Below are 14,486 nucleotides of genomic sequence, written 5' to 3'. Positions count from 1 at the left end.
TTATCTGTCTCCGAAGATCGTGCGGTGCCAGTCCTTGCGGGCGACCGCCGTGGTGTCGAACATGACGTGCTTGACCTGCGTGTACTCGTCGAGCGAGTACTGCGACATGTCCTTGCCGTAGCCGGAGGACTTGTAGCCGCCGTGCGGCATCTCGCTGATGATCGGGATGTGGTCGTTGACCCAGACGCAGCCGGCCGCGATCTCGCGGGTCGCGCGCAGCGAGCGGTGGATGTCGCGGGTCCAGGCGGAGGCGGCGAGGCCGTACGGGGTGTCGTTGGCCAGCCGCAGGCCTTCGTCGTCGCTGTCGAAGGGCAGCGCGACCAGCACCGGGCCGAAGATCTCGCCCTGCACCACCTCGCTGTCCTGGGCGACGCCGGTGATCAGGGTGGGCCGGTAGTAGGCGCCGAGGCTGAGGTCGGTGCCGTCGTGGCCCTTGGCCGGGGCCTGGCCGCCGGTCACGATCGTGGCGCCGTAGCCGCGGGCGCGCTCGACGAATCCGGCCACCCGGTCCCGGTGGGTGTACGAGACCAGCGGGCCGAGGTCGGTCTGCGGGTTCATCGGGTCGCCGAGGCGGATCGCCGCGTACAGCTCGGCGACCCCGGCCACGAAGGCCTCGTACAGCGGGCGCTGGACGTAGGCGCGGGTGGCCGCGGTGCAGTCCTGCCCGCTGTTGATCAGGGAGGCGGCGACGGCACCGTGGACCGCGGCGTCCAGATCGGCGTCGTCGAAGACCACGAAGGGGGCCTTGCCTCCGAGTTCGAGGTGCGTGCGCTTGACCGTCGCGGTGGCGAGCTCGGCGACCCGCTTGCCGACGGGGGTGGAGCCGGTGAAGGACACCATCGCGACGTCGGGGTGCGAGACCAGGTGCTCGCCCGCGCTGCGGCCCGCGCCGGTGACGACGTTGACCACGCCGTCGGGGATGCCGGCCTCGGTACAGGCGCGGGCGAACATCAGCGAGGTGAGCGGGGTGAGCTCGGCGGGCTTGAGCACGATGGTGTTGCCGGCGGCGATGGCCGGGAGGATCTTCCACGCGGCCATCTGCAGCGGGTAGTTCCACGGGGAGATGGAACCGACCACGCCGATCGCCTCTCGGCGGACGTACGAGGTGTGGTCGCCGGACCACTCACCGGCCGCCTTGCCCTCCAGGTTGCGGGCGGCACCGGCGAAGAACGAGGTGTTGTCGACGGTGCCGGGCACGTCGAACTCGGTGGAGAGCTTGATCGGCTTGCCGGTCTGCGCGGTCTCGACCCGGGCGAACTCCTCGGCGTGGTCGGCGAGGATCCCGGCCAGTCTGAGCAGGGCCTCGGAACGGGCGCCGGGGGTGACACCCGACCACTCGGGCAGGGCGGCCTTTGCGGCGGCGACCGCGGAGTCGACGTCGGCCGTGGCGGCAAGCCTGACCTCCTGGACGACGCTGCCGTCCGCAGGGTTGACGACCTGGAAGGGCTCCGTTCCGGTGCCCTCGGTGAGGCGGCCCGCGATGTACTGCGCGCCTGAGCCGAAGGTGGTCAGGTCCATCAGATTCCTCCATGTGCCGGTGATTCCGCTGCCGAGGTGACTGATCGTCATGCTGCACGCGTCGGTCGGCGTATTGGCGCAACTGCGGCGGTCGTCCCGGGTCGGGTCACAGCCGTGGCAGGCGTCCGGCGGATCACCGGGATCGCGATCCTGACAGCCGCAGATTGACCCCACAAGGGATTCCGCTGTTGCTTTCTGGTTACGCGACGGATTCCGACGGTGATATCCGGTTCTCGCCACTGCTGACCCGCTGACGATGCCTGCTGGCCCGAGAGGGTGACAAGGGTCACTGCGACAGCCGGGGCGGCAGAAGCCTTACAGGGTGGAAGGCTTCGAGGAGGGCAACAGAGCGTCGCCACGATGCATGATTCACCTGACAGCCTGATCCCCCCAGGAGGCCCACCCGTGCTCCCCACCGTCGCCCGCGTGCTCGACCTGGACGTGATGCGGCGCGGCCTGCCCCAGGTGGTGGCCGGCGCCGACCACCTGGAACGCCCGGTGCGCTGGGTCCACGTTAGCGAGCTGCCGGACGTCGCCGGGGTCCTGCAGGGCGGCGAGCTGGTGCTGACCACCGGAATCGCCCTGCCGGAGGACCGCGAGGGGCTGGCCCGGTACGTCCGGGAGCTGGACGAGGTCGGCGTCGCCGGGCTGGTGATCGAGTTCGGGCGCCGCTACTTCGACACCCTGCCACGCGCGCTGGTGCACGCCGCCGAGCAGCGCGGACTGCCGCTGATCGTGCTCCGTCGCGAGCTGCGCTTCGTCGCCGTCACCGAGGCCGTGCACGCCCTGGTGGTCAACGCCCAGCTGGAGCTGCTGCGCACCTCGGAGGCGGTGCACCAGGTCTTCAACGAGCTGGCGGTCGAGGGCGCCGAGCCCGGCGAGGTGGTCCGCCAGGTGGCCCAGATGGCCGGAGCGCCGGTGGTGCTGGAGAACCTGGCGCACCAGGTCCTCGCCCACGACACCGCGGGCCGCCCGGAGTCGGAGCTGCTGGAGAGCTGGGAACGCCGCTCGCGAGGGGTGCGCCCGCCCGGCCGTACGGGGTACGACCCGCGCAGCGGCTGGCTGGTCACCACGGTCGGGGCTCGCGGCCAGGACTGGGGGCGGCTGGTGCTGGTGGACGAGCCCGGCCCACTGCCCACCGACACTCCGCACCGGTACGCGATGCTGCTGGAGCGCGGCGCCGCGACGCTGGCGCTCAACCGCCTGGTGGTCCGCGACCGCGAGAGCCTGGAGCGGCAGACCCACCGCACGCTGCTCTCCGGCATCCTGACCCACGCCCTGACGGTGTCGGAGGTCGCGCTGCGGGCTCAGGCCCTGGGCGTACCGCTGGAGAGCCGACGCCTGGTCGGCGTGATGCTGCGCCAGCGCCGAGGGCCCATCCCGGCCGCGCTGGAGGCCCAGGCCCGGCTGCGCGACTTCACCGAGCTGGCCGCCACCGCGATCCGGACCTGCCGGCTCTCCGCACTGGTCGGCGCGCTGGACGACGAGGGCGTCGGCCTGCTGATCGCGCTCGGCTCCCAGCAGGACGAGCACGCCGCGCTGGAGGCCTTCGCCGCCGCGCTGCGCAAGCTGGTCGCCGACAGTGCCCGTGACGCCGCATCACCCGCACCCGAGCCCGTGATCGCCGTCGGCTCCTCCGTCGGCTCGGTACGGGACGCCCGGCGCACCCTGCTGGAGGCCACCCAGGTCGCCGACGCCGCGCTGCACGACGCACCGGGCGGACGGGCGGCCGCGTACTACCGGCTGCCGGACGTCCGGCTGCGCGGTCTGCTGCACCTGCTCCGGGACGACGCCCGGCTGCAGACGTACGTCGAGCGCGAACTCGGCCCGCTGCTGGCGTACGACGCGGAGCACGGCAGCCAGCTGGTGCAGATGCTGCGGATCTACCTGGAGCAGGGCCGCAACAAGTCGGCAGCCGCCGACGCCGCGCACCTGTCCCGGCCGTCGTTCTACGACCGGCTGCACAAGGTGGAGCGGATCCTGGCGGTCGACCTGGACCAGGTGGAGTCCTGCCTGTCCCTGCACGTCGCGCTGCTCGCGCTGGACGCCGTGCGCCGCTGAGTCGGGCTAGACGCCGGCCACCTGTCCCCACACCTGGTGGAACTCCGGCCGCTCGGCGGCCGTGACGTCCCGCATGGTGTGGAGGCGGGTGCGGATCTCGTCGGTGGGAAAGATCAGGGGCTCGTCGGCGAGGGCGGCGGTCTCCGGGTCCTTGGCGAGGATCTCGCGGGCGGCCGGCACCGGGCAGATGTACTGGACGAAGGCGGCGAGTTCGGCGGCCACCTCGGGCTGGTAGTAGTGGTCGATCAGCAGCTCGGCGTTGCGCTTGTGCTCGGCCCGGTCCGGGACCAGAAGGCTCTCGGCCCAGAGCTCGGCCCCCTCCTCCGGCACCACGAACTCGATGTCGGGGTTCTGCGCCTTCAGCTGGATCGCGTCGCCGGAGTACGCCTGGCAGGCGATCGCCGCGCCGGAGGCCAGGTCGCTGGTGTAGTCGTTGCCGGTGAAGCGGCGGATGTGCTTGCCGTCGACCAGCTTCTGGACCTGGTCCATGGCCCGGTGTGCGTCGTCGGCCGTGAAGGCGGAGATGTCCGCGCCCTGAGCCAGCATCAGCAACCCCAGTGCCTCGTCCATCCCGGCGAAGAGCGTGACCCGCCCCTTGAGGTCCGGGGCCCACAGCTCGGCGGTGCTCCGGATCTCCCGGCCGAGCGCCTTCCTGTTGTACGCGATCCCGGTGATCCCGGACTGCCAGGGCACGCTGTGGGTGCGCTCGGGGTCGAAGGCGGGGTGGCTGAGCTGCGGGTCCAGGTGCTCGGTCACGTTGGGCAGGTTCGCCTTGTCGAGCTTCTGCACCCACCCGAGCGCCACGTAGCGCCCGGCCATCCAGTCGCTGACCACCATCAGGTCGCGTCCCGGGTCGCCGCCCTGGGCGAGCACCGGGCTGATCTTGCCGAAGAACTCGTCGTTGTCGTTGATGTCCTCGGTGTAGGTGACGTCGATGCCGGTGCGCTGGCGGAACTCCTCCAGGGTGGGCCGCTTGCCGGTCTTCTCGTCGACGTCGATGTACTGCGTCCAGTTGGAGAAGTTGAGCGCCCTGTCCCGTTCCGAACGGTCGGCGACGGAGCGCCGGTCGTCCGGCACGTAGGCGGCGGGTATGCCGCAGGCGGACAGGCCGAGCAGGCCCGCGGCGCTCAGGACGCTACGACGGGTGAAGGTCATGAATGTTCTCCGAACACAGGGCGGCCCCGGGCAGCACTGCCCGGGGCCGCGACGGCTGGTCGTCAGACGGTGTGCGCGTCCGTGAGCGTCAGTGCCTCGTCGAGGATCGCCAGACCGGTCTTGGCCTCCTCCTCGGTGACGGTGCACGGCGGCACCACGTGGAAGCGGTTCATGTTGACGAAGGGCCAGAGGCCGCGCTGCTTGCAGGCGGCGGCCAGCTCGGCCATCGGCGCGTTGGCGGCACCGGACGCGTTGTACGGCACCATCGGCTCGCGGGTCTCACGGTTCTTCACCAGGTCGAGCGCCCAGAAGACGCCGAGGCCGCGCACCTCGCCGATCGACGGGTGACGCTCCGCCAGCTCGCGCAGGCCGGGGCCGAGCACGTTCTCGCCGATGTGCTTGGCGTGCTCGACGATGCCCTCCTCGGCCATCGCGTTGATGGTCGCCACGGCGGAGGCGCAGGCCAGCGGGTGACCCGAGTAGGTCAGGCCGCCGGGGAACGGCCGCTCGGCGAAGGTTGCGGCGATCTCCGCGCTGATCGCCACGCCGCCCAGCGGCACATAGCCGGAGTTGACGCCCTTCGCGAAGGTCAGCAGGTCGGGGGTGACGCCCCAGTGGTCGGCGGCGAACCACTCACCGGTGCGGCCGAAGCCGGCCATGACCTCATCCAGGATGAAGACGATCCCGTAGCGGTCGCAGATCGCCCGGACGCCCGCCAGGTACCCGGCCGGCGGGATCAGGATGCCTGCGGTGCCGACCACGGTCTCCAGGATGATCGCTGCGACGGTGTGCGGGCCCTCGAAGGCGATCGTCTCCTCGAGGTGCGCCAGCGCGCGCTCGCACTCCTGCGCCTCGTTCTCCGAGTGGAACGGCGAGCGGTAGGCGTACGGGCCCCAGAAGTGGACGATGCCGGAGACGCCGGTCTCGTTGGCCCAGCGGCGCGGGTCGCCGGTCAGGGCGATCGCGTTGGCGGTGGCGCCGTGGTACGAGCGGTAGGTCGACATGACCTTCTGCCGGCCGGTGTGCAGCCGGGCCATCCGGATGGCGTTCTCGACGGCCTCGGCCCCGCCGTTGGTGAAGAAGATCTTGTCGAGGTCACCGGGGGTGCGCTCGGCGATCAGCCGGGCGGCCTCGCTGCGCGACTCCACCGCGAAGCCGGGCGCGAGAGTGCAGAGCTTCGCGGCCTGCTCCTGGATCGCGGCGACCACCTTCGGGTGCTGGTGCCCGATGTTGGTGTTCACCAGCTGCGAGGAGAAGTCGAGGTAGCGGTTGCCCTCGTAGTCCCAGAAGTACGAGCCCTCGGCACCGGCCACCGCGAGGGGGTCGATCAGTGCCTGGGCGGACCACGAGTGGAAGACGTGCGCGCGGTCGGCGGCCTTCACGGCCTGCCCGGCGGCTGAGTCAGCGGTGGGGATGCTCATGCGGCAAGCCTAGGGAACCGGCCGTCTGACATGCAGTTGCATCTTGTCACGTGGTCAACGCGTCGCCGTGACACCCTGACAAGATCGGTGAACAAGCAGGGGCGCGGGGAACTGCGCGATCAACCGTGCACGGACGTCGTGCCTCGGTCGCGCAGTTCCCCGCGCCCCTGGAGGAACCCGGTTGCGTACGGTCCTTAGATCGCGGTCATGACGTGCTTGACGCGGGTGTAGTCCTCGAAGCCGTACGAGGAGAGGTCCTTGCCGTAGCCGGACTTCTTGAAGCCACCGTGCGGCATCTCGGCGACCAGCGGGATGTGGGTGTTGATCCAGACGCAGCCGAAGTCCAGCCGGCGGGACATCCGCATGGCCCGGGCGTGGTCCTTCGTCCAGACGGAGGAGGCCAGGGCGAACTCCACCCCGTTGGCGTACTCGACGGCCTGCTCCTCGTCGGAGAACTTCTGCACGGTGATGACCGGGCCGAAGACCTCGTTCTGGATGATCTCGTCGTCCTGCTTCAGGCCGGACACGACGGTCGGGGCGTAGAAGTAGCCGACCTCGCCGACCTGGTGGCCACCGGCCTCGATCTTGGCGTGGGAGGGGAGGCGGTCGATGAAGCCGGCCACCTGCTTGAGCTGGTTGGCGTTGTTCAGCGGGCCGTAGAGCACGTCCTCGTCGTCGATGCCACCGGTCTTGGTGTCGGCCGCGGCCTTGGCGAGGGCCTCCACGAACGCGTCGTGGATCGACTCGTGCACCAGCACGCGGGTCGCCGCGGTGCAGTCCTGGCCGGCGTTGAAGAAGCCGGCGACCGAGATGCCCTCGACGGCCTCGGCGATGTCGGCGTCCTCGAAGACCACGACCGGGGCCTTGCCGCCCAGCTCGAGGTGCACGCGCTTGACGTCCTTGGAGGCGGACTCGGCGACCTGGATACCGGCGCGCACCGAACCGGTGATGGAGGCCATCGCGGGGGTGCGGTGCTCGACCATCAGGCGGCCGGTCTCGCGGTCACCGGTGACGACGTTGAAGATGCCGGCGGGCAGCTCCAGGTCCTTGAGGATGCCGCCGATGATCTCGGCGAGCAGGACGGTGGAGGCCGGGGTGGTGTCCGAGGGCTTGAGGACCACGGTGTTGCCCGCGGCGATGGCCGGGGCGAACTTCCAGACGGCCATCATCATCGGGTAGTTCCACGGCGCGACCTGGGCGCAGACGCCCACCGGCTCGCGGCGGATGATCGAGGTCATCCCGTCCATGTACTCACCGGCGGCCTTGCCCTCGAGCAGGCGGGCGGCGCCGGCGAAGAAGCGGAGCTGGTCGACCATCGGGCCGATCTCCTCCGAAAGGGTCAGGCCGCGCGGCTTGCCGGTGTTGCGACACTCGGCGTCCACGATCTCCTCGGCGCGCGCCTCGACCGCGTCCGCGATCTTCAGCAGCAGCTTCTGCCGGGTGCTCGGGGTGGCGTCCCGCCAGGCCGGGAACGCCACGGCGGCCGACGCCATCGCCGCGTCCACATCGGCCGGACCGGACAGCGGCGAGGTGGCGTACACCTGGCCGGTGGTCGGGTCGATCACGTCCAGCGTGCGGCCGTCCGCCGCATCGACGAACTCACCGTTGATGTAGTTGCGCAGCGTACGAAGCTCGCTCACGGGTCTCTCCTCGGTCTGGGCCTGCGACGTTGCAAGACCGGCGCCAGGGTACCGGGCGCCGAGTGGCCGGGCCCGGCGAGCCGCGGTCCACTGGTGGTTGTGCACGCCTGCGCGTGTACCTGACCAGGGTACCCCTGGTGCTGCGGTTATCGACAGGCCTCGACCGAGAATGCGACGTAATCCGTATGCAATTTTGGAAATGGCAACGAAATCAGCAGTGCACTGGCTTGCGCGGAGCAAGTGGATCAGGCACAGTGGCGTCGTGGCCAACCGCGACCGGAACGCGAGCGTTCCCCTCGATGCCGCCTCCAAGGCGATCATCGAGCAGCTCCAGGAGGACGGGCGCCGCCCGTACGCCGCCATCGGCAAGGCCGTAGGCCTTTCGGAGGCAGCCGTACGCCAGCGGGTTCAGAAGCTGCTCGACCAAGGCGTGATGCAGATCGTCGCCGTCACCGATCCCCTCACCGTCGGGTTCACCCGCCAGGCGATGGTGGGGATCAAGATCGAGGGCGATGTCGAACCCGTCGCCGACGCGCTGGCCGCCCTCGACGAGGTCGACTACGTGGTCTGCACCGCAGGCTCGTTCGACCTGCTGGCCGAGCTGGTCTGCGAGGACGACGAGCACCTGCTCGAAATGATCAACAAGCGCATCCGCGCGCTTCCCGGCGTGCGGAGCACCGAGAGCTTCGTTTACCTGAAGCTCCGGAAACAGACCTACACCTGGGGCACCCGATGACAGCCGACCCGGCGCAGAAGGACCTTTCCAAGACCGCCTACGACCACCTGTGGATGCACTTCACCCGCATGTCGTCGTACGAGAACTCCCCCGTGCCGACGATCGTCAAGGGCGAAGGCACCTACGTCTGGGACGACAAGGGCAAGAAGTACCTCGACGGCCTCGCCGGCCTGTTCGTGGTCCAGGCGGGCCACGGCCGCGAGGAGCTGGCCGAGGCCGCTGCCAAGCAGGCCAAGGAGCTCGCCTTCTTCCCGGTGTGGAGCTACGCCCACCCGAAGGCCGTCGAGCTGGCCGAGCGCCTGGCCCACTACGCGCCCGGCGACCTGAACAAGGTCTTCTTCTCCACCGGTGGCGGCGAGGCCGTCGAGACCGCGTGGAAGCTGGCCAAGCAGTACTTCAAGCTGACCGGCAAGCCGACCAAGTACAAGGTCATCTCGCGCGCCGTCGCCTACCACGGCACCCCGCAGGGCGCCCTCTCCATCACCGGCCTGCCGGGCCTGAAGGCCCCGTTCGAGCCGCTGGTGCCGGGCACCCACAAGGCGCCGAACACCAACATCTACCGCGCCCCCGCCTTCCTGGCCGGTCCCGACGGCACGGTCGACCCCGAGGCGTACGGCCGCTGGTGCGCCGACGAGATCGAGGTCGCGATCCTCAACGAGGGTGCCGACACCGTCGCCGCCGTCTTCGTCGAGCCGGTGCAGAACGCCGGTGGCTGCTTCCCGCCGCCGCCCGGGTACTTCCAGCGCCTGCGCGAGATCTGCGACCGCCACGACGTGCTGCTGGTCTCGGACGAGGTCATCTGCGCCTTCGGCCGCCTGGGCACCATGTTCGGCGCCGACAAGTTCGGCTACCAGCCCGACATGATCACCTGCGCCAAGGGCATGACCTCGGGCTACTCCCCGATCGGTGCCACGATCATCTCGGACCGCCTGGCGGAGCCGTTCTACAAGGGTGACAACACCTTCCTGCACGGCTACACCTTCGGTGGCCACCCGGTCTCCTCCGCGGTGGCGCTGGCCAACCTCGACATCTTCGAGCGCGAGGGCCTCAACCAGCACGTCCTCGACAACGAGGCCGCGTTCCTGGGCACCCTGAACAAGCTGCGCGACCTGCCGATCGTCGGCGACGTCCGCGGCAACGGGTTCTTCTACGGCATCGAGCTCGTGAAGGACAAGGTCACCAAGGAGTCGTTCAACGACGACGAGGTCGAGCGCGTGCTCTACGGCTTCCTGTCGAAGGCGCTCTTCGACAACGGCCTGTACTGCCGCGCCGACGACCGTGGCGACCCGGTCGTCCAGCTGGCCCCGCCGCTGATCTCGAACCAGTCGACCTTCGACGAGATCGAGCAGATCCTGCGGACCAGCCTCACCGACGCGTGGGCGAAGCTCTGACGTTCCGTCCCACCCTCCGCCGCAGGGCGGTCCCGGCCCCTCACAGGGGAGTTCCGGGACCGCCCTGCGGTGTTTTTCTGCTCCCAACACGCCGGATTCGCGGGATTTTGCCCCCGGATGGGCCAGTGTGCCGCAACCTCGATACGGCCCTGTCGTTCTAATCTGACGACTGTCATATCCCCGTACGCACCAGGATGGAACTCATGTCGGCCCCGCCTGACAACGACGTGCTGTGGGCCCGAGGGATCGTCAAGTCCCACCACGGCACTCCCGCCCTGCGCGGCGTCTCCCTCGGTGTACGGGACGGCGAGGTGCTCGCCATCACCGGCCCGCGCGGCTCCGGCAAGAGCACCCTGCTCGGCTGTCTCTCCGCACTGCTGCCGGTGGACGAGGGAGAGGTCTGGTTCAACAGCTCGCCCGTGCACACCCTGAGCCGGGCCGGACGCGAGCGGCTGCGCCGGGACCGCTTCGGCTTCGTCGGCTCCGAGCCGCACCTGGTACCGGAACTGACGGCCCGGGAGAACGTCGCCCTCCCCCTCCTGCTGGCCGGAGCCGGGCACAAGGCCGCCTACTCCGCCGCCGCCGAGTGGCTGGAGCGCCTCGACGTGTCCGAGTGCGCCACCCGCCGGCCCGCCGAACTGGTCCAGAGTCAGCGGCAGCGGATCGCGGTGGCCCGCGCGCTCGCGCCGCTGCCGCCCGTGGTCTTCGCCGACGACCCGACCGCTCCCCTTCACCGGGAGGCCCAGGACCAGGTGCTGCGGATACTGGCCAGCGCCGCCCGCTCGCACCAGCTCACCCTGGTGCTGGCGACCCACGACCCGGAACTCGCCCGCTACGCGGACCGCACGGTGTCCCTGGTCGACGGGAGGCTCGTCGGCCCGATCGCACCGGTTCTGCACGGCACCGCCGCTACGGCCGTCAACGCCGTCGCCGGCCGCTGAGAGGGAGATCGGTGCTCTATCTCCGTCTGGCCAGGGGCTACCGGGTCGCCGACCTCGGCCGCTGGCTGCTCACCGCGACCGCCGCCGCCGTGGTCGCCGGATTCCTGCTCCGCGCACTCGGACGGGCGCTCACCGAACCGGCCGGGGCCTCGCTGATCCGGCTGCTCTGGTGTCTGCCGCCGCTCGCCGCCGTCGCCTGGCTCTCCGCCGTCGCCGCCCGGGCGGTACCCGCGGCACACCCCGAGCGGATCACCGGACTCACCGCCGCCGGGGCCGGTCCGACCAGGATCAGGGCTCTGATCGCCGGGGAGATCGCGCTCGCCTGCATCGTCGGCAGTGCGCTGACCCTGCTGCTCTTCCTGGTGCTGCGCAACAACATCGCCGACGCCTCGCTCGCCCCCGAGCTCGGCATGGGAGTCCCGCTGCCGGCTGCCGCCCCCGTCACGCTGTTGACCCTGGTGCCGCTGGTGGCCGGGCTCTCGGCCGGCGCCGCCGTCCCGGTCTCCGAGGCGCTGCCCGGCCGTGCCGGCCAGCCCCCGCGCGCCGGATTCGGCCCCCTGCGGCTCGCCGTGCCCACCGGACTCGTCCTCGTCGGCATCGCCCTGGAGCTGTACGGGCTGCGCCCCGGTGCGGCCCAGGACGGCCGGCCCGTCGACCTGCCGGCCCGGCTCGGGGCCACCAGCACCGCAGCGCTGACCGGCTGGACCTTCGCCGCACTCGGGCTGGCATTCCTTACCGCACCACTGCTGGCCTGGACCGGCCGGCTGCTCGCCCTCGGGCGGCCCGCCCCGCTGCGGTTGCTGGCCGGACGCGGCCTGACGGCCGAGGCCGGACGGCTCGGCACACCGCTGGCCGTTCTGGCGCTGACCCTGGCGGCGGTGCTCACAGCCGTGCGCTACTGGGCCGACAAGCCGGGAACGGCCGAGGCACTGCCGGCCGTCGAGGGTGCGCTGATCATCGGCTGCGCGATCGCCGCCACGATCACCCGGGCGGCCGAGGTCCGCAGCTCCCGGCGGGGCGTCACCGCCGCGCTGCTACAGCTCGGAGCCGCACCGCGGCTGCTGTTCGGGGCCGCCCTGCTGCGGACCGGCGCGGCCGGCACCGTCCTGCTGGTGACCGGCGGCCTGACGGCCGCCCTGGGCGCGGGCGCGATGCGGTAACCCTTGCGGGAACCGCTTCAGGGGCGCGGGGAACTGCGCGATCAACCATGCACGTGCGTCGTGCCGAGGTCGCGCACGCAGTTGATCAAGCAGGGCCCCGCGCCCCTGATGGGTTGCCTGGCTGTGCGGTGCCTAGCCCGCTGCCGCGAGCTGGCCGCAGGCGCCGTCGATCTCCTGGCCGCGGGTGTCGCGGACGGTGGTCGGCACGCCGTGGGCCTGCAGGCGGCGGACGAACTCCCGCTCGTCCTCCGGGCGGGAGGCCGTCCACTTGGAGCCCGGGGTCGGGTTCAGCGGGATCAGATTGACGTGCACCCGGTGGTTCTTGATCAGGCGGCCGAGCAGGTCGGCGCGCCAGGCCTGGTCGTTGATGTCCTTGATCAGCGCGTACTCGATGGAGATCCGGCGGCCGGACTTCTCCGCGTAGTTCCACGCCGCGTCGAGGACCTCGGCGACCTTCCAGCGGGTGTTCACCGGGACGAGCTCGTCGCGCAGCTCGTCGTCGGGAGCGTGCAGGGAGAGCGCCAGGCGGACGCTCAGCTCCTCGTCGGCCAGACGGTTCATCGCCGGGACCAGGCCGACGGTGGAGACGGTGATGCCGCGCTGCGACATGCCGAAGCCGTCCGGGGCCGGGTCGGTGAGGCGGCGGATCGCGGCCAGCACCCGGTTGAAGTTGGCGAGCGGCTCGCCCATGCCCATGAAGACGACGTTGGACAGCCGCGCCTCGCCGCCGGGGATCTCCCCCGACCGCAGCGCGCGCATCCCCGCACCGATCTGCTCGACGATCTCGGCGGTGGAGAGGTTACGGGTGAGCCCCGCCTGGCCGGTGGCGCAGAACGGGCAGTTCATGCCGCAGCCCGCCTGCGAACTGATGCACATGGTGACCCGGTCCGGATAACGCATCAGCACGGACTCGACCAGCGTGCCGTCGAAGAGCTTCCAGAGCGTCTTGCGGGTCGTGTCGTCGTCGCACGAGACGTGCCGGACCACCGACATCAGCTCGGGCAGCAGCGCCTCGGTCAGCTTCTCGCGGCTGGCGGCCGGGATGTCCGTCCACTGGCTCGGGTCGTTCGACATCCGGCCGAAGTAGTGGTTCGACAGCTGCTTGGCGCGGAACGGCTGCTCGCCCAGCTCGGCGACGGCCTCCTTGCGCTCGGCGGGGCTGAGGTCGGCAAGGTGTCGCGGGGGCTTGGCGCCGCGCGGCGCGACAAAGGTCAGTTCTCCGGGTGCAGGCATGGTTGTTCCAGTGTCGCAGATGGCGGAAGCGTCCTGACGCGGAAGCCCCGGGCGTCGAACGCCCGGGGGCCTGCGGTGGAACGGGGCTGCTCAGCTGCCGACGAAGGCCGTCAGCAGCAGCCAGACCACGGGGGCGGTCGGCAGGAGCGAGTCCAGCCGGTCCATGATGCCGCCGTGGCCGGGCAGCAGCGTCCCCATGTCCTTGATGCCGAGATCGCGCTTGATCATCGACTCGGCGAGATCCCCGAGAGTCGCGGTGACGGCCGCGCAACCGCCCAGGATCAGGCCCTGCCACCAGGTGCCGTCATCGATGACGTACTCCATGAGGAGCGCACCCGCCAGCATCGACAGCCCGATGCCGCCGGCCAGGCCCTCGCGGGTCTTGCCAGGGCTGATCGTCGGGGCCAGCTTGTTCTTCCCGAACTTGTAGCCGACGGCGTACGCGCCGGTGTCACTGCAGATGGTGACGATCAGGAAGAGCAGGATCCGCCGCGGACCGTCGTCCGCCGCCAGCATCAGTGCCACGAAGGTGGCCAGGAACGGCACGTAGAACGCGGTGAAGATACCGGCCGTTATGTCACGCAGGTAGTTCTCCGGCGGCTCCCCCATCCGCCAGACCATCACCGCGAGCCCGGTCAGGGCCAGCGCCGCGGCGGCCCACTGCGGACCGGCCCAGTAGCCGGACGCGAGCATGGCCAGGCCGCCGGCGACCAGCGGGACCAGCGGAAACCTGATCTCCTTGCGCTCGGTCAGCCGGCTGCCGAGCTCCCAGACGCCGACCGACACGGCCGCCGCCACCACGACCAGGAACAGGACCTTCACCACGAACAGCGAGGCGACGATCACCGCTCCGAGGCCTACGCCGACCCCTATCGCGGCCTGCAGGTTGCGGCCGCCGCGTTGCTTGCGGGGCTGCTGGTCGGGCTGGGCCACGGGTGTCTCCTGCCCTGAGGCGGACGGCGTTGCGGGGTACTGCCCGTGCTGGTCGGGCGGGGTGTCCTGGGCAGCCGGCATGATCTGAGTCTGTGCCGTGGTGCCCCCTCGGTACACCGGTGGCTGCTGCGAGTGACCCGTTCGGTGCCGGCTCGTGCGGAGTCCGGGGTCACCCGCAGCAGCAGGCGCCGAGGTGTCGTGCTGGGTGCTGTTCTGCTGAGTGGTGCTGTGCTGAATGGTGCTGTGCTGCGTGGTGCTGTGCTGCGTGGTGCTGTGCTGCGTGGTGCTGTGCTGCGT

11 protein-coding genes and 1 pseudogene are annotated in these 14,486 nt (G+C 70.7%); 6 read left to right on the top strand and 6 right to left on the bottom strand.

All coding sequences use genetic code 11. The annotated features are described in order from the left end of the window. Positions 1–1,518 carry a gamma-aminobutyraldehyde dehydrogenase gene (locus tag FB465_RS24060; protein ID WP_145793751.1) on the bottom strand — a complete coding sequence of 506 codons (1,518 nt, stop codon included), beginning with the start codon at positions 1,516–1,518 and terminating at the stop codon, positions 1–3. A 405-nt stretch (positions 1,519–1,923) separates the two neighbouring features. On the opposite strand from FB465_RS24060, the gene FB465_RS24055 reads away from it, so the two are divergent. After that, positions 1,924–3,579, top strand: a complete 1,656-nt coding sequence (locus FB465_RS24055) for a PucR family transcriptional regulator (protein ID WP_145793748.1) — start codon at positions 1,924–1,926, stop codon at positions 3,577–3,579. A gap of 6 nt (positions 3,580–3,585) precedes the next feature. On the opposite strand, the gene FB465_RS24050 is transcribed toward FB465_RS24055, so the two are convergent. From FB465_RS24050 to FB465_RS24040, 3 genes are all read right to left on the bottom strand, one after another. Continuing rightward, the gene (locus FB465_RS24050; protein WP_145793745.1) at positions 3,586–4,734 is read right to left on the bottom strand and encodes a polyamine ABC transporter substrate-binding protein; all 1,149 of its coding nucleotides are present in this window, start codon (positions 4,732–4,734) and stop codon (positions 3,586–3,588) included. A 62-nt stretch (positions 4,735–4,796) separates the two neighbouring features. Beyond that, complete coding sequence (locus tag FB465_RS24045) at positions 4,797–6,155, bottom strand: aspartate aminotransferase family protein (protein WP_145793743.1); 1,359 nt, start codon at positions 6,153–6,155, stop codon at positions 4,797–4,799. A gap of 194 nt (positions 6,156–6,349) precedes the next feature. Next, positions 6,350–7,795, bottom strand: a complete 1,446-nt coding sequence (locus tag FB465_RS24040) for a gamma-aminobutyraldehyde dehydrogenase (protein WP_145793740.1) — start codon at positions 7,793–7,795, stop codon at positions 6,350–6,352. A 262-nt stretch (positions 7,796–8,057) separates the two neighbouring features. Between FB465_RS24040 and FB465_RS24035 the strand changes: the two genes are divergently transcribed. From FB465_RS24035 to FB465_RS24020, 4 genes are all read left to right on the top strand, one after another. Further along, entirely contained in the window at positions 8,058–8,531 is a 474-nt protein-coding gene (locus FB465_RS24035) for an Lrp/AsnC family transcriptional regulator (RefSeq protein ID WP_145793738.1), read from the top strand. After that, positions 8,528–9,922, top strand: coding sequence for an aspartate aminotransferase family protein (locus FB465_RS24030; protein ID WP_145793735.1), 1,395 nt, complete (start codon positions 8,528–8,530; stop codon positions 9,920–9,922). The genes FB465_RS24035 and FB465_RS24030 overlap by 4 nt, the downstream gene beginning before the upstream one ends. A 203-nt stretch (positions 9,923–10,125) precedes the next feature. Beyond that, the gene (locus FB465_RS24025; protein ID WP_145793733.1) at positions 10,126–10,863 is read left to right on the top strand and encodes an ABC transporter ATP-binding protein; all 738 of its coding nucleotides are present in this window, start codon (positions 10,126–10,128) and stop codon (positions 10,861–10,863) included. Positions 10,864–10,874: 11 nt separating this feature from the next. After that, positions 10,875–12,023, top strand: a complete 1,149-nt coding sequence (locus FB465_RS24020; protein ID WP_145793730.1) for a hypothetical protein — start codon at positions 10,875–10,877, stop codon at positions 12,021–12,023. A 132-nt stretch (positions 12,024–12,155) separates the two neighbouring features. Here FB465_RS24020 and rlmN read toward each other — a convergent pair whose 3' ends face one another. Both rlmN and FB465_RS24010 read right to left on the bottom strand, forming a co-directional pair. Next, entirely contained in the window at positions 12,156–13,256 is a 1,101-nt protein-coding gene (gene rlmN, locus FB465_RS24015) for a dual-specificity RNA methyltransferase RlmN (protein ID WP_145793728.1), read from the bottom strand. A 90-nt stretch (positions 13,257–13,346) separates the two neighbouring features. Beyond that, positions 13,347–14,270 (bottom strand): phosphatidate cytidylyltransferase, encoded by a 924-nt coding sequence (locus tag FB465_RS24010; protein WP_145793725.1) that lies wholly within the window; start codon positions 14,268–14,270, stop codon positions 13,347–13,349. Between FB465_RS24010 and FB465_RS37740 the strand changes: the two are divergent. Further along, positions 14,235–14,456, top strand: a pseudogene (locus tag FB465_RS37740) (hypothetical protein); the annotation flags it as partial. The gene FB465_RS24010 and the pseudogene FB465_RS37740 overlap by 36 nt on opposite strands. Between the last annotated feature and the right edge of the window lie 30 nt (positions 14,457–14,486).

This window comes from Kitasatospora atroaurantiaca (genome assembly GCF_007828955.1).
GTDB classification, from domain to species: domain Bacteria; phylum Actinomycetota; class Actinomycetes; order Streptomycetales; family Streptomycetaceae; genus Kitasatospora; species Kitasatospora atroaurantiaca.
The sequence above is the reverse complement of the archived record's forward strand: the minus strand, read 5'-3'. Positions and strand labels throughout refer to the sequence as shown.

What these genes read in the sequence shown, in the direction of transcription:
- FB465_RS24050 (WP_145793745.1), bottom strand. Translation starts at nt 4,734, where the DNA reads ATGACCTTCACCCGTCGTAGCGTCCTGAGCGCCGCGGGCCTGCTCGGC.
- rlmN (WP_145793728.1), bottom strand. Translation starts at nt 13,256, where the DNA reads ATGCCTGCACCCGGAGAACTGACCTTTGTCGCGCCGCGCGGCGCCAAG.
- FB465_RS24025 (WP_145793733.1), top strand. Translation starts at nt 10,126, where the DNA reads ATGTCGGCCCCGCCTGACAACGACGTGCTGTGGGCCCGAGGGATCGTC.
- FB465_RS24045 (WP_145793743.1), bottom strand. Translation starts at nt 6,155, where the DNA reads ATGAGCATCCCCACCGCTGACTCAGCCGCCGGGCAGGCCGTGAAGGCC.
- FB465_RS24010 (WP_145793725.1), bottom strand. Translation starts at nt 14,270, where the DNA reads ATGCCGGCTGCCCAGGACACCCCGCCCGACCAGCACGGGCAGTACCCC.
- FB465_RS24030 (WP_145793735.1), top strand. Translation starts at nt 8,528, where the DNA reads ATGACAGCCGACCCGGCGCAGAAGGACCTTTCCAAGACCGCCTACGAC.
- FB465_RS24060 (WP_145793751.1), bottom strand. Translation starts at nt 1,518, where the DNA reads ATGGACCTGACCACCTTCGGCTCAGGCGCGCAGTACATCGCGGGCCGC.